Source organism: Clostridium sp. AF34-13 (assembly GCF_003477845.1).
Classification (GTDB): domain Bacteria; phylum Bacillota; class Clostridia; order Lachnospirales; family Lachnospiraceae; genus Butyribacter; species Butyribacter intestini.
In genome coordinates this window covers 160781-180795 of record NZ_QUEB01000008.1, presented here as the reverse complement: position 1 = coordinate 180795, position 20015 = coordinate 160781, and the positions used below count along the sequence as shown (strand labels likewise).

The following is a 20015-nucleotide window of genomic DNA, read 5'->3' as shown; positions in this document are numbered from 1 at the left end:
TTAACCAAGTAGTCTTGTTTGACTACATCATTATTATACTAGGAGGTTATACGATGAATATCAGGAAATATTTTACCAGCAGATTTTTTATTATACTTCTCATTTTACTCCCTGCCATATGCACCGATTCACTTTTGACTAATGAATTGTCAGGTACAGTGCACTTTCAGACTATAGCTCCTTTCTTTTTACAAACAGAAAATGACATATCTGCAAATAAATTATATGCAAATGCTACATCAACAGATAATACCACCGCAAATGATGAACAGGGCGGTGTTTCTTTATCCGGAACAGATGATAATTCTCTGTATCATTATGAACTTATCTGCACGACAAACACGCTGAGCATTTCTGAAAATTTTCAATTTAATGAGCTGATAAACCGCATACGAAAACAAGGAGGAATTTTAGATTTTTCCTTTATTTTCATGCCCGTTTTTATATTATCTGCATTATATCCTGTCTGTTCTGAATACATTTCTTTACATTTTCCAAAAACAACCGAAATCGTAACCTGTTATCTTCATAGATCCGACGGCAAAAAAAAGAATGGCTTAATACAATAGTTTTCTATGTGATTATGATGTTAATATCAAAACAATACACTACAATTAACCAAGTTGAAATCAATGGTTGATTCTTGACTTAAAGTCCAAAAGACAGATATTATTTTTTAATTAATGCATCATATAAAATCACTATACTTTCTTTTTTTAGGAGGATTTTTAATTTATGAACCTTTCAAATATAATGGGATTACTAGGCGGTCTTGCTCTATTCCTTTATGGAATGCAGATGATGAGCAATGGCCTTGAACAGACTGCAAGAAATCAGATGAGAGATATTCTCAAAAAAATAACTTCAAACAGGATAACCGGTGTTCTTACCGGTGCACTTATCACGGCTGTCATTCAGTCTTCTTCCGCAACTACGGTTATGGTTGTCGGTTTTGTTAATTCAGGAATAATGAATCTTGAACAGGCAACCTGGATAATAATGGGAGCAAATATCGGAACTACAATCACAGGACAGCTCATTGCACTTGATGTCGGTGCCATTGCCCCGCTTTTTGCATTTATAGGTGTAGCAGCAGTTGTATTTCAGAAAAATGAAAAACTTAAACATGTCGGTGAGATACTCGCCGGTCTTGGTGTTTTGTTCATCGGTATGAACATGATGAGTTCCGCAATGAAACCTCTTGCCAATGAGCCGCAATTTGTAAATATGCTTACAAAGGTTGAAAACCCTATTGTCGGAATACTCATGGGTATGGTATTTACTGCGATAATACAGTCTTCTTCCGCTTCGGTCGGAATACTTCAGGCACTTGCCGCAAGCGGTGTAATAGGGCTTAACAGTGCTGCATTTATCCTTTTTGGTCAGAATATCGGTACATGTATAACTGCACTTCTCGCATCTATCGGAACTACAACAAATGCAAAAAGGACAACTCTTATACATATCATTTTTAATGTATTCGGTACTATCGTGTTCACTATATTATGCCTGATAACACCTCTTATCAGCATTATGCAGCATATTACACCGGCATCTGTTCCATCGCAGATAGCCAATCTTCACACATTGTTTAATATCGTCACAACACTGCTTTTGCTTCCTATCGGCAGTTTTCTTCCAAAAGCCGCTTCTCTTATACTGCGTGACCGCAAAGATGAAGCCCGCACCAAAAACGGCATGTTTGTAAAATATCTTTTAGATCCAAAGAATGTGCATACAGAAACAACCATGATTTCTGTTATATGCATCGAGGGAATACGAAACGAGCTTTCAAGAATGACGGCAATGGCAAAGGAAAATGTGCACGACTCTTTTGATGTATTTGAGCATTGTGATGAAGAAAAATTTAAAGAAGTTGAAAGCCGCGAAGAATATGTGGATTTTCTCAACAAGGAAATATCGAGTTATATAACTAATGCAATTACACATGAAGCAACAAAAGCCGGCAGCCAGATATTCAACTCATTTTATACGGTCACAAGCAATATAGAACGAATAAGTGACCATGCTGTCAATATTGCCGGATATTACAAGATGATACATGAAAAGAATATTATTTTTTCTGACAACGCCAATCTTGAGATAGCTGAAATAAAAGATACCTGCGACCAGACTATGGATATGCTTCTTGAAAAACCTGAAAATATTGTGAAATGGCATGAAAATGTGACCTGTATGGAACAAAAAATAGATGATATGACCGAACATTTCCGTAACAATATGTATAAACGTATTCAGGATGGAAAATGCTCTGACGAAGGCAGCATACTCTTTTCAGAAATGCTTACTGATTTTGAGAGGATAGGCGACCATGCACTCAATATTTCAAATGAGATACTAAAGATAACAATGAAAGAAATCGTGTAAAACCGCCAAAATGTTTTAATTTAATATTTAACATAAAAAAGCACAAAACCAGCGTTTTGCTCCTGGCATTACACTGCTTTACGAGCATTTGCCTATACAATAAAAACAATCCCGGAAAATCTTCTCTTTTGATTTTCCGGGATTTTAACTTAATTATTTTAATCTGCAAATATTTGAACTCCTGTCTGCTGCCCGATTATAACACTATCAGCTACTATCGCATCATATCAGAAAGTGCTTCATCAATAATGTTAAATTTTATACAGACTATTTCTTATACATAATCATACCAGAAACCTTTGGTGCAGCAATATTTCTTAAATCAGCTTTTTTAATCTTGACATTCTTTTTTGCAATAGTATATTTAACATACTTTTTACCACCACTCTTAAGTGTTATCTTTTTATTTTTTACTGTATATGAACAAATTGTTTTTCCATCCAGTGTCTTTACCTGAATATTAATCTTTTTTATCTTTATTGCCATATACTGTGTATTATTTAATATATTTGCCTGTAATACAATATTTCCTTTTTTCCAAATGTTATTTTATTTTTATATTATAGAAATACACATCGTCCATATCTTTTACTTCACATTCATACCCGGATTTTTTTATGACTTTTTTCCAAAATTTAACCGAGCCTTTATTTGCTTTTAATGCACACACGGAGCATATGCCTTTATTTATACTCCATACAGCTTCTATCAATTCTTCTGCTATGTGCTGTTTTCTATATGCTTTTAAGATAAATAATTCCTCAATATAAAAATCTGCTTCATCAGGTTCTCTTTCCCTGTCCGGTACTAAAAACACAATAAGTCCTGCAATTTTCCCTTTTACTTTAATTATAAACGGCTGTTTTTCCGACATTTCAAAATATTCTGAAACTTTATCCGGTATAAAAAGTGCATCCTCTGTCATACATTCTCCCATCCATTCGGCATATGATGACATTTCGTATATATATAGGTTAAATAATCTTTCAAATACTCTCCTATTTTCACTTGCTTCTGACAGATAAAATCTTTTGCTTGAAATAGCTGCTGACCGTTCTTCAGCGTCTATACCACATATTTTCTTTATAAATTCCTGATGTTTTTTTGTCGGCTCGCTAAAAATAAAATTTCTTATATCACCAGTGTCCCTTATCGCCAGTTTTCCGGCATATTCCATACCAACATGGTCGCACCACCTTTTATATCCGATTTCAAAAGGCTCAACCGCATAACCTTCATCATAACCATGAGATACCATTATGGCACTTTTTATCTTTATACCACTTTCTTTTCTCCTGCCATCAAAATAATCCTCATTTTCAAATGCAAAATCCATGAGTTCTTTTACCGCATCACTGCAATAAAATGAATGAATTGGAGTGGCTATTATGACAACATCATATTTTTTTATCTCTTCAGCTACAAAATCAACTTCTTCTTCATACAGATTAAATAAATCGTATTTTATTTTCATGTCCTTTAAATATGCTGCTGCATTATCACACATAATAGCCGTATTTCCATTTGGATTTTCACTTCCCGATAATATACAAACTTTCATAACTTTACCTATGCCTTTATAAAAGATAATATTCCATCTACAAAACCAAGACCAAGTTTATACAGACAATAAAGAAGAACTATCGCCAGTATCCATACTAAAACCTTATAGATAAGGTATCCTCTTGCAAAGTCTTTTCTCTCTTCAGATGTTTTTTTACTAAATGCAAGTACGAGAACATATATGAAACCGATTATGGGAATATTCATGTAACAGATAGTCTGAAACCATCCTCCTGCTCTTCCTATCTTTTCAATCCTTTCATTTTTCTTCTGTTCTTTTATCTCCGGAGAAATCTCAGGCTTTTTTTCTTTTTCTACAGCATTCTTAATTTTCCTGTCATTTAACGCTTTAATTTTTTTTCTATCCGCATCAGCCACTCTGACAGGATTTTCCGCCTTATTGTCATCCTCCCGTTTTTTCAAATTAGCTTGAACAGGCTTATATACCTTTTTTTTCATGTCAAAATCTTCATCTTTTGTTCTTTTAACTCTCTCAGGCTTTTTTTTCACCGGTTGTTTTGGTGGCTTCTCCTCTTTTTTTTCATTTTCTGTCAGGGAAGCCGCCCCAAAATACTCCTCATGTGTGGCAACAATATCTTTAAGCGACATCTCTTTAAAAGAGGAGTCGATGCTTTTTACAAGCTCATCTATATCATTTTTATTTTCTTCCATTTATCACTTCCTCCTCTATTCCTCTTCCTGAGGTTCTTCCGTTGCCACCGGTTCACTTGTATCTGTTGGCGTCTGATTTTTTTTGTTACTTTCTCCCTTTACCGGAAGTTCCTCAAGTTCTTTCTTATACATATCAAACATCGCTTTAAGATTATAATATTCTGAATAACCTTTACAAGCATCTAGGGCTTCTTTTGCCGAATCAATAAGAAGCTGCATATTTGACGGCTGATACAAATAACCATGCATCCTCTTTATTCTTGTTCTGGCAAGCTCTATCTTATTTTTGTAAATCTGATTTTTCAAAGCTCTCTCTGAATCATTTTTCTTCTTCTCTGCAAGACGTTCGTTCTCCTCTTTTTGCTGTTTTTCATATGCTTTTACTACTTTCTTCCAGCTTACTGTCTCGTCCTTTAAAGAGTCATATTTATTTCTCGCCCTTACCGCATAATCTGTTCTTACATCATCATCCACGATACTTGATATCATATCCGTAAGTTCCTTATAATCATTTTCCAAATCGTAGTAATCGGCGATATTACTGATATACCTCTTTTCAAAATTCTTGAGTTTTTTAAGCACTTCTTTCTGATATTTTTTATCCTTAAGTACCTGAACCTCATCTGCTTTCTCAGAGAGAATTGTCTTTGAGAAATAATCCATACCATATGTTCTTTTGCTGCTTCCTGAAATAGCTGTTCCCTCTATGATATTTCCATTTCCATCATATTTTGCAAGACTTATCGTAGACGGCATAATAAAGTCTTCCGGTTTTAATTTTTTATGAATATCATCCATATAATCTTTCCATATAACACCCGGAATAGAAGCACCTGAAGCCCCCGGCATTGCTCTAGGAGTGTCATAACCAGCCCAAACTACAGTTGTATAATACTTTGTATATCCGCAGAACCACACATCCTTACTTGAGTTTGTCGTACCGGTCTTACCTGCACATATCTGACCGTTATCAAGTTTTAATTTGCGTCCCGTTCCGTATGACTCATTAAATACTCCCTTTAACACATCAGTCATCATCCATGCAGCATCCTGTGAATACACCTGATCTTTTTCATTGTTATTCTTGTAAACTACACCGTCAGAAACATGTTCTATTTTCTTAATGCAAGTCCTGTCACTGTAACTTCCGTTGTTTGCAAGCGTTGAAAATCCTTTCGCCATATCGACTACACGCACACCCTCTGTAAATCCACCAAGAGAAAGTGCCATATTGTCATTATCAATATAACTTATATTATGGAAATGAAGCTTATCAAGGAATGACAATCCGTATTTTACGGTAATATTGTCAAGCACCTGCCATGCTACCGTATTGAGCGACCTTGCTACTGCCTCTCTTATCCTTACATTTCCATGATAACCGCCACCTGCATTTGATGGTCCGTTTACAAATTTATGGTCATTTACTATGGTAGACGGAGAATACATACCTGATTCAAATCCGGGAGTATAGTCAATAAGCGGTTTTATCGCACTTCCTGACTGTCTTGCAGCAAGATATGCCCTATTATACTGGTCATTTTTTCCACGACCTCCGACAATCGCCTCGACATAGTTTGTCTCATTATTGATACATACCGCTGCCCCCTGAAGTGCATATTTTCCAGTATCACCATCTTTTTCTTTATTAAATGAAAGTCCGTTATCTACTGCCTTTTGAAGTTTTTTCTGTTTCTTCATGTTTATTGAAGTATAGAGCTTATATCCGCCTGAACGTATGCTCTCTATTTTTTCACTATATACTTTGGAATATTGTTTATTGTATTTCTGATAATCTTCTTTTGAATCAAATACATATTGAAACTTGAAATTTTCTTTTTCCATAAGTGATATGGCTGCACAATGGATAGCATAGCTCATAACATAGCTCTCTTTACTGCCACCTTTTTCCGAAAACTGCTTTATATTTAATTTCTTTTTCAGTGCGGATTTGTACTCTTTAGGTGTGATAACCCCCTCTTTACACATAATCCTTAAAACACTGTTTCTCTTTTTTAATGCTGCCTTTGGATGAAGAACAGGATTGTATGATGCAGGGCTGTTTGACAGTCCTATAAGCATCGCTGCCTCATGTGGTTCTAAGTCTGCACACTTCTTTCCAAAATAATATTTGCTTGCGGCACCAACACCATAACATTTGTTTCCATAAAAGTTACTATTACAATAAAACTCCATAATCTGAGCTTTTGTAAATTTACTCTCTATTGTCGGTGCAAGAAGAATTTCAGCAATCTTTCTTGTGTAACTCTTGTTCTGCGTGAGCAGGTTGTTCTTTATAACCTGCTGTGTAATCGTACTTCCACCCTGTGTTATCTCCATGTTGTGTTTCAAAAGCGAAACACCTGCTCTCATCGTGGCAACAAGGTCCACACCTCCGTGTGTCTTAAATCGCTTGTCCTCCACGGCAATATAACCCTCATAAATATATGGCGATACATCATTTATCTTGACATATTTATAACTTCCGGCATTTACTGAACCTACTTGCTTACCCTTTGAGTCATATACCACCGTGTCTTCTTTCATTACAAAATCATCTTCACTAAGATGAACAAGTTTGTCAAATACTTCCTCTCTTGCCTCTGTAAACATAGGAAGCACTTTAACATATACACACAAACCTACTATTCCGCCTATCACCATTACTGATGCCAGAATACCCATAGCAGTTCCTATTATATTGGAAATAACTCCTGCATAACTGCCTATTACTCCTGCTATGATACGGAATACATCTTTCGCGTTTTTAACATATCTGCGTAAAGTGTTCATAACTTTCCTCCAACTAAAAATCAAATACGGCTTATTTTTCACCAAAACAGCCCATCTTATATCAAATGCCATGGATTGCAATATTGCTATCCGCTTTTGACCCTTGCATCATATAATACTATTTTTTGAGATATGTGTAAAGTTTTATTAGATTATATTGACATGATTTTTTAGCTGAATTACAATAAAAGAAGCTCTATATGAGAGGTTTTTTGTTGCTTACCGCACTATAAGTGTGAACAGTAACTTTTTCTCGTGAAGCAAAAAAATAACGAAAGGTTAAATCATGACTGAACAACTCTCTTTTAATAATTTTGGATTTATTGGATTTGGACTTATCGGTGGCTCTATAGCACACGCATTAAAAGAAATCTATCCTTCTTCCAATATTATTGCATATAACTACTATAAAACTAAAACACACAAAAAACTTGAAGCAGCAAAACAAGATGGTATCGTTGATAATATCAGCACATCACTAAGTGATTTTTCAGATTGTGATGTTATATTTCTTTGTGCTCCGGTTCTTACTAATATTTCTTATCTTAACGAACTCTCACCTTACATATCAGAAAATTGTTTACTTACTGATGTTGGAAGTGTAAAAGGAAATATCCACAAAGTCGTAGCAGAGCTTGGACTTAACAAAAATTTTATCGGTGGTCATCCAATGACCGGCTCTGAAAAAACCGGATATGCAAACTCCGACTCATCATATCTTAAAGATGCCTACTACATTCTCACTCCGACTGAGGAAGTCCCGGCTGAATATACTTCATGGCTTAAAAATTTTATAATCACTGCAGGCTCACATTGTGAGATAATGGACTATAAAACCCATGACAATGTAACTGCTGCCATAAGTCACTGCCCTCATATCATATCGGCTTCTCTTATAAATACCGTGGCTAAGCTTGATGATGACGGAAAATATGGCAGACTTGCCGCCGGCGGACTTAAGGATATAACACGCATTTCTTCTTCTTCCCCCGAAATGTGGCAGAATATCTGTCTTTCAAACCCAGATGCAATAGTTTCATTTCTCAACAGATACATTGCTACTCTTACAAATGCGAAAGAAGCAGTTATAAGTGGTGATTCAGACAAACTGATGCAATTTTTTGAAAGTGCAAAAAAATATCGTGATAAACTTTAATAAATGGAGGTAACAATGAATATATTAGAAGGACTGAACCCCGAACAGGAAAAAGCTGTTAAACATTTTCAGGGACCTCTCCTTATACTTGCAGGTGCAGGCTCCGGTAAAACAAGGGTTCTTACACACAGAATAGCCTTTTTGATAAATGAATACAGAGTAAAACCTTGGAACATTTTAGCACTCACATTTACAAACAAGGCTGCCGGTGAGATGCGTGAGCGTGTGCAGTCACTCCTTGCAGAACAGGCTGATGATATATGGGTGAGCACTTTTCACTCAACCTGCGTCAGGATATTGCGAAGAAATATTGAGGCACTCGGTTACTCACGGAGTTTTACGATATATGACGGTGACGACCAGAAAACGCTTATGCGTGAGATAATCAAATTTCTTAACCTTGACCCGAAAAAATATAAAGAAAGAACTTTTATGAACGCTATCTCCTCAGCAAAAGACGAACTTGTCTCACCTGAGGAATACGAAAAAATGGCGATGGGCGACCACCAGAAAGAACTTTATGCAAGAGCATACAGAGAATATGAAAGACGGCTTCACGATGCCAATGCACTCGATTTTGATGACCTTATCTGTAAAACGGTACAGCTTTTTAAAGAAAACCCGGATATACTTGAATATTACCAAAACAGATTTAAGTACATAATGGTTGATGAATATCAGGACACAAACACAGCACAGTTTAGACTTATACATCTTCTTGCCAGCACAAAAGGTGATAACGGTGAGACATTGCACAATCTTTGTGTGGTAGGTGATGATGATCAGTCCATCTACAAATTTCGTGGTGCAAACATCAAAAACATACTGAATTTTGAAAACTCCTATCCTGAAACAGAAGTCATAAAACTTGAGGAAAACTATCGTTCGACCCAGAACATCCTTGATGCAGCAAATGCTGTTATTAAAAACAATCAGGTGAGAAAAGATAAGGCTCTCTGGACACAGCACGAAAAAGGTGATCTTATATATCTCTCACAATTTGATTCCGATTATGACGAGGCATCTTCCATCGCTGCTGCCATTGCAGCAGTCACAAGAAGCGGGCAGGCAGACTATAAGGACTTTGCAATTCTTTACAGAACAAATGCCCAGTCACGTATTTTCGAGGAAAAACTTGTAACAAACAATATTCCTTACAGGATAGTCGGTGCTGTAAACTTCTACCAGCGTAAAGAAATAAAAGATATGCTCGCCTATCTCCGCACGATAGAAAATGGTCTTGATGACATATCGGTAAAGCGAATAATCAATGTTCCAAAAAGAGGTATAGGACTTACAACGATAGACCGAATAACCTCTTATGCCATAGAGCATGAAACAAGTTTTTACGGAGCATTGCAAAACTGTGATTACATCGATGGTGTCAAACGAAGTACCGGAAAGATAAATTCCTTTGTAAATCTTATCGAGTCATTTAAGAGACATTTAGAGATGGACGGCTATGGTCTTGATGATCTCATAAAAGAAATCATCGACGAAACAGGTTATGTAAAGCTTCTTGAGGAAGAAGATACCGAGGAAGCAAAAGGCCGTATAGAAAATATCGAGGAACTTGTCAACAAGATTGCATCATACATTGAAAGCTGTGACGATGAAGAACCATCGCTTAGCGGTTTTCTTGAGGAGATAGCTCTTGTAGCTGATATTGACAATGTGGATGAGAGTAATGACCTTGTTCTCCTTATGACACTTCACAGTGCAAAAGGTCTTGAATTTCCGTATGTCTACCTTGTCGGCATGGAAGACGGCATCTTTCCAGGATATATGGCAGTAACAGGTGATGACCCTGAGGAGATGGAGGAAGAAAGGCGACTCTGCTATGTAGGCATAACGCGTGCAAAGAAAAAACTTTCACTCAGTTGTGCTAAAGCAAGGTTTAGAAACGGCGAAATGCAATTCTACAGACCATCACGCTTTATAGATGAGATACCCCGCTATCTTATCAAGCAAACAGGTCCGGCAAAACAACAGACCACGCAGTCTGCAAAAAAAACATCCGGAAGCTACAGTGCGGCAGACTTCCTCAAAATGCAGCCAAAAATGCAGCAGACTCCGATATATAAAAAACCAGATGCAGCAGCCACAACCTGGAATCCGCTTGCGGAAAAAAAAGTAAAACAAAAACAGCATCAGGCATCAGGCATCGGACTCCTGGACAATCCTCTTATCAAAAAGGGCTTCGGAAACACTAAGGCTGCCACTGCTTCCTCTTCCACGCCTGATTATAAAACAGGTGACAGAGTTTCACACATCAAGTTTGGAGAAGGTGTAGTCAAGGATATGACTGAGCATTCAGGTGATTATATGGTGACTGTTGAATTTGACAACCAAACCACACGCAAAATGATGGCTTCCTTTGCAAAACTTAAGAAAAAATAACTATTATACTACTAGATATAACGGTTATCTTATGATATAATAATGACAAAATCCAGATGCATCGCATCTGCCGCACTTCGTGCTATATGATTTTATCGTTCACAAATTCGGTACAAGAAGATAACACCTTCTCTTGCCTTGCGAATTTGTGATATATTTCAACAGACATTTTTTAAGAAGAAAGGATGGGGATTATGAGCAACAAATTTGAAGATTTGATCAATGCAGCAAAAGTTTCTGAATTATTACACAAAAAAGAACTTGAAGAAAAGAACAAAAACGCTATCGTTATCGTTCTTGCCGTACTCGGTGCGATTGCAGCCGTAGCAGGTATCGCATTTGCGGTTTATAAGTATCTCACACCTGATTATCTTGAGGATTTTGATCCTGATGATTACTCAGATGATTTTGACGATGACTATATCGAGTTCTCTGACGGAGAACCTGAGGCTGAGGACTAATATATATTTGATATGATCTATTATCTAATTTTAATATATATTTTAGACTTAGGCAAATATTATAATTACAAGAATACCGAAGTGGATATTCCATTTCGGTATTTTAACAATTACCTGACATTATAACTGAAACGGAGGAACAACCAATATGAAACTTTGGGGAGGACGATTCACAAAGGAAACCAACCAACTCGTGCACAATTTCAATGCATCACTCTCATTTGACCAAAAATTTTATGAGGAAGACATAACAGGAAGTATCGCTCATGTAACTATGCTCGCTGAGCAGAAGATAATCTCTGATGAAGACAAAGACACTATAATCGGAGGTCTTAAATCAATTCTTGAAGATATAAAATCTGGAAAACTCATAATCAATGAGGAGCATGAGGATATACACAGTTTTGTAGAAGCTCATCTTATCGAGCGTGTCGGTGATGCCGGAAAGAAACTTCACACCGGAAGAAGCCGTAACGACCAGGTTGCACTTGATATGAAACTCTATACAAGGAAAGAAGTCCTTGAGATGGATAAGCTTCTCAAAAATCTTCTTAATAGTCTCTTAAAGATAATGAAAGAAAATCTTGACACTATAATACCGGGATTTACTCATCTCCAGAAAGCACAGCCTATAACTCTCGCACATCACATGGGTGCATATTTTGAGATGTTTAAAAGAGACCGCTCACGCCTTAAAGATATATATGAACGCATGAACTACTGCCCACTTGGCTCAGGTGCACTTGCCGGCACTACATATCCATTAAACAGAGAGAGAACAGCAGAGCTCCTTGGTTTTTACGGTCCTACATTAAACAGTATGGACTCCGTTTCTGACAGAGATTATCTCATCGAATTTTCATGTGCGATGTCTATTATAATGATGCATTTAAGCCGTTTTTGTGAGGAGATAATCATCTGGAACACAAACGAGTACAGATATATTGAGATAGATGATTCATACTCAACCGGCAGCAGTATTATGCCGCAGAAGAAAAACCCTGACATTGCCGAGCTTGTGCGTGGAAAGACAGGCAGGGTTTATGGCTCACTTACTTCACTTCTCACTACAATGAAAGGTCTTTCACTTGCATACAACAAAGATATGCAGGAGGACAAAGAATTTGTATTTGATGCCATCGACACTACAAAGGGATGTATTCTTCTTTTCAACGGTATGCTCGACACAATGACATTCAATAAAGACCGTATGCGTGCAAGTGCAGAAGGCGGATTTACAAATGCTACTGATGCCGCAGATTATCTTGTTAAACACGGTGTTCCATTCAGGGATGCACACGGAATTATTGGTCAGCTTGTACTTTACTGCATAGACAAAAATATATCACTTGGAGAAATGACTCTTGACGAATACAAAGCGATAAGCCCTGTATTTGAAGAAGATATATACGATGCAATAAGCATGGAAACCTGTGTCGATAAACGAAACACAATCGGTGCACCGGGACCACAGGCTATGCGTGATGTTATAAAATTATATGACGAATATCTTGCTGGGTAGAAAAGAGCAAAACCAGCGTTTTGCTCCCCAAGAATTGCAAAGCAATTCTTGTTGGTATCATACTATTTTACGAGCATTTCACTATACTGTAGAAAGGAGCAAAACCAGCGTTTTGCTCCTTTCTACTATGTTACGAACATTTTGCTATAACTAAAAAAGAAAAAGTTTTTGCAGGCTACAGCCTACAAAAACTTTTTCTTTTTTAATACTATAAGCATAACTGCACACACAATAAGTATCACTCCACAAATAATCCCAAAACCAAACGGTGTATTTGAAAACGGAACCCATTTTGAATTTACGTTCATTCCATATATTCCTGAAATAAGAGTTGGAATACCCATGACGAGCGTAACTATCGTAAGCGTCTTCATTACATTATTCAGTCTGTTGTCAATAACTGATGACATAAGTTCTCTTGTTCCGTTTACTATATCTCTGTATATGCTTGTCATCTCAATAGCCTGCTGGTTCTCGACAATTACATCATCAAGCAAGTCCTTATCATCAGGATACTGCTCAAGTCTTTTATATCTTGTCAGTCTGTCCATTACAACGGCATTTGCACGAAGCGATGTTGCAAAGTAAACAAGCGTTGACTCTAAGGCATGGAGATCTATAAGGTCTATATCTTCCGTATCATCATCGATTCTCTCCTCTATTTCAGTACGCTTCTTATCTATAACCCTAAGGCTGGTCTGATAGGATGATGCCACTCTAAACAATATCTGATAAACAAATCTGAGTTTTTTCTTTGTACTAAACTCCTTTACCCTTCCATTTACAAATGCTTGCAATATAGAAGTCTCCTCAGTACAGACAGTAATAATCGTATCTGATGTAAGTATGATACCAAGTGGTATAGTAGTATATGCTTCTTTATCGTGTCTTATCTCAGTCGTAGGTATATCAATGAGAATAAGTGTGTATCCATCCTCAAGCTCCACACGCGAGCTTTCCTCTTCATCAAGTGCTGCCAACAGATCCTGAATATCTATATTTAATTTTTCTGCTACTTCCTCACCTTCAGAAACCGTCGGGTTTACCATATCAATCCAGATTCCCTGAGTAAGTTCAGAAACCTCATATATCTTTTTATCATCTGTCCTGTAATACTTAACCACTTAATCTCACCAGCTTTCTTTCATTTTTTAATGACAATGCAGACATTTGCAATCCGCTTTCGCTGCTTTCCCATGAATACATTCACTTTGCTTATCTGCATTCTCAAAACACATTTAATTATACCCTATCCCCTGAATCCTTGCAACACAATACTTATCTGCTCAAGTAAAAGATACTTTACATCCCAGTAATCTTCGCTCTTTGTCCATGCCTTTGCCTGCATCTTTATGTTGACCGGTGTAAGTTTATCAACAACAACACATCTGTTCATTTCATGAAGTATCCTTTCGTTGCCCTCGATAAGCTTCATTATCTCAGTTTTAACTTCCTCGATATTTGCATCTAAAGAAACCGTAAACTCTAACACAAGCATTCTTTCGTCCTGCTTAGTTGTATTTGTGACATTTGAGTTTGAAATGGTACCGTTCGGTATAACGACAACCTTGTTATCCGTGGTGGCTATCCTTGTATAAAATATATCTATACTCATAACCGTTCCCTCAGCACCGGCAGTGATTATATAATCTCCCACTCTAAAAGGCTTCAAAAGAAGTATAAGCACACCGCCTGCAAGATTTGAAAGACTTCCCTGTAATGCAAGACCAACCGCCAATCCTGCCGAACCAAGAACCGCAACAATAGAACTTGTACCTATGCCGATTATTCCTGCTATAACCATCAGGAGTAGAATATTATAGGCAAATGTAGCAAGTGACATAACAAACTTTTGAACACTTATCTCTACCGCCTTACGCTCCATAGTCTTTTTTGTAACCTTGAGAGCCAGTTTGACAAGTTTTCTTCCAATAACAAAAACAATTACCGCTATCAGAAGCGTCTTTGCAAAATCAAGCAGCCACTCTCTCTGGCTAAGCAGATATTGTATAAAAAAGCTTGTTTTCTGCTCATCAGATGCAGATGAATTCATGACTTTCTGAAGTTCATCGACACCTATCGCCTTTCCACTTGCCGACTGCTCCACGACACCCGCTGCTGAGCTTAAAAGCCCTCTTGTATATAACATAAATCCCTCCTGTTTACCGTTATGCACTCTCTATATCTTCTCAATAAATGATTTTCCACCACTTATTACCATACGCAACAAAAGCTTTGGGACTTGCCTGTAATATTAAATCCTGTGAATAAAAAGACCGCTCCTGAGCTTTGGCTCAAACCATGTACTCTTAGGTGGCATTAAAAGACCTGCATCTGCCACCTCAAACAATTCTGATATAGATGTAGGATACATTGCAAATGATACTTTCATATCTGAATCAGCACGCTTTTCAAGTTCCTTAAGACCTCTTATACCACCGATAAAATCTATTCTCTCATCTGTTCTCGGATCTTTTATTCCAAGAACCGGTTCAAGAAGATAATTCTGTAACAGTGAAACATCGAGCGACAATACAGGGTCATTTATCTCAAGAAGCTCTTTCTTTGCAGAAAGCATATACCATTTTCCTGATAAATACATTGAAACCTTACCTTTTTTGTCAGGATGTTTTGCTTCACTTAAAGTTGTGACCTCAAAATTATCTTTGATTTTTTCGATAAATTCATCCTCTGAAAGTCCATTCAGATCCTTTACCGTGCGGTTATAATCCATTATCATAAGCTGGTCATCCGGGAAAAGCACTGATAAGAAATAATTAAATTCCTCCGTTCCGTCATAACCAGGATTTTCTTTTCTTCTCTTTAATCCGACTTTTACCGCAGAAGCTGCTCTGTGATGTCCATCTGCTATGTATATCTCTCCAATACCTGCAAACGCATTTTTGATAATCTCAACCTCTTTACTTTCAGCAATCTTCCATACTGTATGACCTATGCCGTCAACCGCCGTAAAATCATAAAGCGGACTTTCCTCAGTCATGACTTTTGACACTACATCATTTATTGCTTTTTTAGATCTGTATGCAAGAAAGATAGGTCCTGTCTGTGCACTTAATGTATCTACATGTCTGATACGATCCTGTTCCTTTTCCTCTCTTGTATTTTCATGCTTTTTAATAACATTATTTACATAATCGTCAACACTTGCACATGCAACAATCCCCGTCTGCTCTCTTCCATCCATCGTAAGTCTGTAAATATAATAACACTCGTCCTCATCCGTTACATATATGCCGTCTGCCACCATACTCTCAAAAATTTCTTTTGCCTTGTCATAAACCTGCGGTGCATATGTATCAACACTGTCATCAAACTGAGTTTCTGCCCTGTCTATCTTCAAAAAAGATAAAGGTTCTCTTATCACCTCTTCTGCTGCCTCCGCCCTGTTATAAACATCATAAGGTAATGCTGCAACCCTGTCTGCGACATCTGTATCCGGTCTTATTGCAACAAACGGTTTAATTACTGCCATAATACTTTTCCTCCATTTTTCTATAACTTTTTACTTATATGTAACAGTTCAGTCATAAAAAGATAATTGGCAATACAATGAGCTTGTTCATTGTATTGTTAAGTATCTTTTTATGGTAGAACTGTTACGCTTATATTTATCTAAAATAAAATATCTTTTGACCCTAACATACACATATGATATTATAACAAAAAAGAGAATAAAAAAACAGATGTAAATTAAACCAATACTGTTTATTGCAACAACTAAAAACAGACAGCGTAAAAAGGGGGCGGATGATTATGTTAAAAACTATTATATTTGACATGGATGGCGTTATCATAGACAGTGAACCACAACACGCAAAAGCAGCAGTCAGGACATTTAAGGAGCTTGGTGCTGATGTTGATATAGAATATTGCTATTCATTTATAGGAAGTTCAACTAAAAAAATGGCAGAGACAGCTATTAAAGATTTTTCTCTCGATATATCAACAGATGAACTTCTTGAAAAATTAAACAAGACCAAAAAAGAAATGCATGAAAAAGAAGGCTATATCGCTGTTCCCGGTGTCATAGAGCTTATCAAAAGGCTTTACAGAGACGGCATACAACTTGCAATAGCTTCATCATCTTCACCTAAAGAGATTGAAACTGTAGTAAAAAAACTCGGTATAAAAAAATACTTTGAAAAACTCGTGTCAGCATCACAAGTCAAACATCCAAAACCTGCACCTGACACATTTCTCCTTGCACTTGAAAAACTCGGTGCATCACTTGAGGATACCGTTATAATCGAGGATTCAGAAAATGGTGTAAAGGCAGCGAAAGAATGTAATGTCACCTGCATAGGTTTTTCTTCTCCAGATGCCGTAAAGCCACAGAATCTCTACAAAGCAGATGTGCTCATCGAGTCTTTTGACAGCATTGACAAGACATTTATCGAAAACACATTGTTACGCTCACATGGAAAACCGATAACTATAGCATCGACAAAACGACTTATCATAAGAGAACTTGCCGTATCAGATATACCCCAGATATATACTATATACTCTGACCCTCAGGTAAGAAAGTACATAGACAATATAGACGATTATCTTGACGCTGAAATAGAAAAACAAAAAGCCTATATACAGAAAGTCTATTCTTTTTACGGCTATGGTCTTTGGGGAGTATTTGGCAAGACAAGTAAAAAACTAATAGGAAGATGTGGCTTTGAAAATGAAACCATAGACGGCAAAGACGAAATAATGCTCTCTTATCTGCTTGACAGTGAGCACTGGGGCTATGGCTATGCATTAGAATGCTGTGAGGCAGCTTTAAGATATGCAAAAGAAAACCTGGACATGAACCGTATAGTTGTCGTCATCGACCATGACAATAGCCGCTCTATCAAAACAGCTGAAAAACTTGGTTTTAAATATGAAAAAGATGTAGTATTCAACGATAAAGATCGGAAACTTTTTTCGATTCAATTATAATCAGCAAAGCGTCTGCTTGCAATAATTAGTAAAACTATTTATATTCAGGGATATTCGCAATTTGTTTCACTAATTGCTCATAAATCTGTTAACTACTAAAATTATTTATTTGAAAAAACGGGTAAAACTTAATATTTTACCCGTTTTTATTATAAATTTTATACCAGAAACCGTCTGTTTTTATGCCACCGATTGTAAAAACAATAAGTGCACCCCGGCTTATTTCATGTTACCATTATCTTTTGTTGTTCTTTTTATTATTGTTTTTGTCTGTATTCTTGTTTGTATTTTTCTTATTATTTGCTTTCTTTTTGTTTGGCTTCTTTGTCGTTTTAGGTTTTGCTGTTGCAGTATTTCCATTTGCATTGCCAGTTGTCCCTGCCTGTCCCGCATTATTTGCTGTTCCATCAGTTCCCTGATTTCCTGTAGCATCATCGACAACATCCGCCGTATCATCCGCAACATCGTCAACTACATCTGCTGCATCATCAACAACATCACCCACAACACCGTCATCATCACCGGTCATATCACTCTCATCATAATCACTGTCATCCTCATTTACAACAGGTCCAGCTGTCTTTTCAGCCTCAGGTTCCTGTGTAGCAGATGATGTAACCGAATTATTGTTCTTACCGTTTCCACAACCGGCAAGCATCATAGTAGATAATGCCAATGTAGTTATTAACATCACAATTCTTCTTCGCATAATTTCCTCCTAACACAACTATATTTTTGTACTTAAGTGAAGCATTACCGCTGCCATAAGATTCCAGCAACAGCCACGCATTAGAAACAGGTCAATCAGTGCAATCATCCCATCTCTTAAACATAGTATGTTACGAGTTTAGCAAAGTTATTCATTTTTCAATTATTTAACAACAATTTTCATAAATTTTTTCTTTCCTCGTTTGAGTACAATACCATCTTCCGTGATATTATCTTTATTGATAACAGATTTAGGCTCTGTAACTTTCTCACCATCGACAGAAACTCCACCCTGCTGCACATTTCTTCTCGCCTCACCATTTGACGAAGCAAGTCCTGCCTTTACGAGAAGTGTAAGTATTCCTATATTTCCATCCACATCAAAATCTTCACCAGAAAGTTCAGTAACAGGCATCTGTGATGTATTTCCACCACCTGCAAATAATGCTCTTGCACCCTCTTTTGCCTTGTTTGCTTCCTCCTCGCCGTGAACGAGTTTTGTAAGTTCAAATGCAAGTATCTCCTTAGCTTCATTTAACTTGCTGCCTTCCCACTTGTCCATCTCATCAATCTGCTCTAATGGAAGGAATGTGAGCATACGGAGACATTTAAGTACATCAGCATCACTAACATTTCTCCAATACTGGAAGAAGTCAAACGGGGAAGTCTTGTCCGGGTCAAGCCAAACTGCTCCTGACTGTGTCTTACCCATCTTCTTTCCTTCAGAGTTAAGTAAAAGATTTATAGTCATTGCATATGCGTCCTTACCAAGCTTTCTTCTGATAAGCTCAGTACCACCGAGCATATTACTCCACTGGTCATCCCCACCAAACTCCATGTTACAGCCGTATTTCTGATATAATGTGTAGAAATCAAAACTCTGCATTATCATGTAGTTAAATTCAAGGAATGAAAGTCCCTTCTCCATTCTCTGCTTGTAACATTCAGCGGCAAGCATACGATTGACTGTAAAATGTGGTCCTATATCTCTTAAAACTTCCATATAATTTAAGTCTGTAAGCCAATCAGCATTGTTTACAAGCATTGCCTTACCCTCGCCAAACTCAATAAAACGGCTCATCTGTTTCTTGAAACATTCAACATTATGATTTATCGTCTCGACAGTCATCATCTGTCTCATGTCCGTTCTTCCTGATGGATCACCAATCATTGCCGTACCACCACCGATAAGTGCGATTGGCTTATTTCCTGCCATCTGGAGTCTCTTCATAAGACAGAGAGCCATAAAATGCCCCACATGAAGACTGTCAGCTGTCGGATCAAAACCGATATAAAAAGTTGCCTTACCATTGTTTATAAGTTCCTTTATCTCTTTCTCGTCTGTGACCTGTGCTATAAGACCACGAGCCACTAACTCATCGTATAATTTCATAAT

General features: G+C 37.1%; 16 protein-coding genes. 7 read left to right on the top strand and 9 right to left on the bottom strand.

Annotation, left to right across the window (positions count from 1 at the left end; all coding sequences use genetic code 11):
* Nucleotides 1-53: 53 nt before the first annotated feature.
* Both DWZ63_RS08650 and DWZ63_RS08645 read left to right on the top strand, forming a co-directional pair.
* A complete protein-coding gene (locus tag DWZ63_RS08650) occupies nt 54-569 on the top strand; it encodes a hypothetical protein (protein ID WP_055946175.1) in 516 nt (171 codons plus the stop codon).
* Nucleotides 570-735: 166 nt separating this feature from the next.
* Nucleotides 736-2388: a Na/Pi cotransporter family protein gene (locus DWZ63_RS08645; RefSeq protein ID WP_055946172.1), complete on the top strand. Its 1653-nt coding sequence runs from the start codon at nt 736-738 to the stop codon at nt 2386-2388.
* A gap of 267 nt (nt 2389-2655) precedes the next feature.
* On the opposite strand, the gene DWZ63_RS08640 is transcribed toward DWZ63_RS08645, so the two are convergent.
* From DWZ63_RS08640 to DWZ63_RS08625, 4 genes are read right to left on the bottom strand one after another with little or no spacing between them, the layout of a single operon-like run.
* The gene (locus DWZ63_RS08640; RefSeq protein WP_055946169.1) at nt 2656-2874 is read right to left on the bottom strand and encodes a hypothetical protein; all 219 of its coding nucleotides are present in this window, start codon (nt 2872-2874) and stop codon (nt 2656-2658) included.
* 58 nt (nt 2875-2932) lie between these two features.
* Nucleotides 2933-3949, bottom strand: coding sequence for a GNAT family N-acetyltransferase (locus DWZ63_RS08635; protein WP_055946166.1), 1017 nt, complete (start codon nt 3947-3949; stop codon nt 2933-2935).
* Nucleotides 3950-3957: 8 nt separating this feature from the next.
* Complete coding sequence (locus tag DWZ63_RS08630; RefSeq protein WP_055946163.1) at nt 3958-4623, bottom strand: hypothetical protein; 666 nt, start codon at nt 4621-4623, stop codon at nt 3958-3960.
* A gap of 15 nt (nt 4624-4638) precedes the next feature.
* Nucleotides 4639-7416 carry a transglycosylase domain-containing protein gene (locus DWZ63_RS08625; RefSeq protein WP_055946161.1) on the bottom strand — a complete coding sequence of 926 codons (2778 nt, stop codon included), beginning with the start codon at nt 7414-7416 and terminating at the stop codon, nt 4639-4641.
* Between the two features lie 286 nt (nt 7417-7702).
* On the opposite strand from DWZ63_RS08625, the gene DWZ63_RS08620 reads away from it, so the two are divergent.
* The 4 genes from DWZ63_RS08620 to argH all read left to right on the top strand — a co-directional run bounded on the left by DWZ63_RS08620 (nt 7703) and on the right by argH (nt 12955).
* On the top strand, nt 7703-8572 hold the full coding sequence (locus DWZ63_RS08620; RefSeq protein ID WP_055946156.1) for a prephenate dehydrogenase/arogenate dehydrogenase family protein: 870 nt from the start codon (nt 7703-7705) through the stop codon (nt 8570-8572).
* 15 nt (nt 8573-8587) lie between these two features.
* A complete protein-coding gene (locus DWZ63_RS08615; protein WP_118499509.1) occupies nt 8588-10972 on the top strand; it encodes a UvrD-helicase domain-containing protein in 2385 nt (794 codons plus the stop codon).
* Nucleotides 10973-11166: 194 nt separating this feature from the next.
* Nucleotides 11167-11433 carry a hypothetical protein gene (locus tag DWZ63_RS08610; protein WP_022014474.1) on the top strand — a complete coding sequence of 89 codons (267 nt, stop codon included), beginning with the start codon at nt 11167-11169 and terminating at the stop codon, nt 11431-11433.
* Nucleotides 11434-11581: 148 nt separating this feature from the next.
* Nucleotides 11582-12955, top strand: coding sequence for an argininosuccinate lyase (argH, locus tag DWZ63_RS08605; protein ID WP_055946144.1), 1374 nt, complete (start codon nt 11582-11584; stop codon nt 12953-12955).
* Nucleotides 12956-13137: 182 nt separating this feature from the next.
* On the opposite strand, the gene DWZ63_RS08600 is transcribed toward argH, so the two are convergent.
* The 3 genes from DWZ63_RS08600 to DWZ63_RS08590 all read right to left on the bottom strand — a co-directional run bounded on the left by DWZ63_RS08600 (nt 13138) and on the right by DWZ63_RS08590 (nt 16448).
* The gene (locus DWZ63_RS08600; RefSeq protein WP_022014476.1) at nt 13138-14079 is read right to left on the bottom strand and encodes a magnesium transporter CorA family protein; all 942 of its coding nucleotides are present in this window, start codon (nt 14077-14079) and stop codon (nt 13138-13140) included.
* A gap of 125 nt (nt 14080-14204) precedes the next feature.
* A complete protein-coding gene (locus tag DWZ63_RS08595; RefSeq protein WP_055946141.1) occupies nt 14205-15104 on the bottom strand; it encodes a mechanosensitive ion channel domain-containing protein in 900 nt (299 codons plus the stop codon).
* A 105-nt stretch (nt 15105-15209) separates the two neighbouring features.
* On the bottom strand, nt 15210-16448 hold the full coding sequence (locus DWZ63_RS08590) for a DUF1015 family protein (protein WP_118499507.1): 1239 nt from the start codon (nt 16446-16448) through the stop codon (nt 15210-15212).
* Between the two features lie 281 nt (nt 16449-16729).
* Here DWZ63_RS08590 and DWZ63_RS08585 point away from each other — a divergent pair, with 281 nt between their 5' ends.
* Nucleotides 16730-17911, top strand: a complete 1182-nt coding sequence (locus DWZ63_RS08585) for a GNAT family N-acetyltransferase (protein WP_055946135.1) — start codon at nt 16730-16732, stop codon at nt 17909-17911.
* Nucleotides 17912-18146: 235 nt separating this feature from the next.
* Here DWZ63_RS08585 and DWZ63_RS08580 read toward each other — a convergent pair whose 3' ends face one another.
* Both DWZ63_RS08580 and tyrS read right to left on the bottom strand, forming a co-directional pair.
* Entirely contained in the window at nt 18147-18620 is a 474-nt protein-coding gene (locus tag DWZ63_RS08580; RefSeq protein ID WP_055946133.1) for a hypothetical protein, read from the bottom strand.
* Nucleotides 18621-18782: 162 nt separating this feature from the next.
* Nucleotides 18783-20012 (bottom strand): tyrosine--tRNA ligase, encoded by a 1230-nt coding sequence (tyrS, locus tag DWZ63_RS08575; RefSeq protein ID WP_055946129.1) that lies wholly within the window; start codon nt 20010-20012, stop codon nt 18783-18785.
* Between the last annotated feature and the right edge of the window lie 3 nt (nt 20013-20015).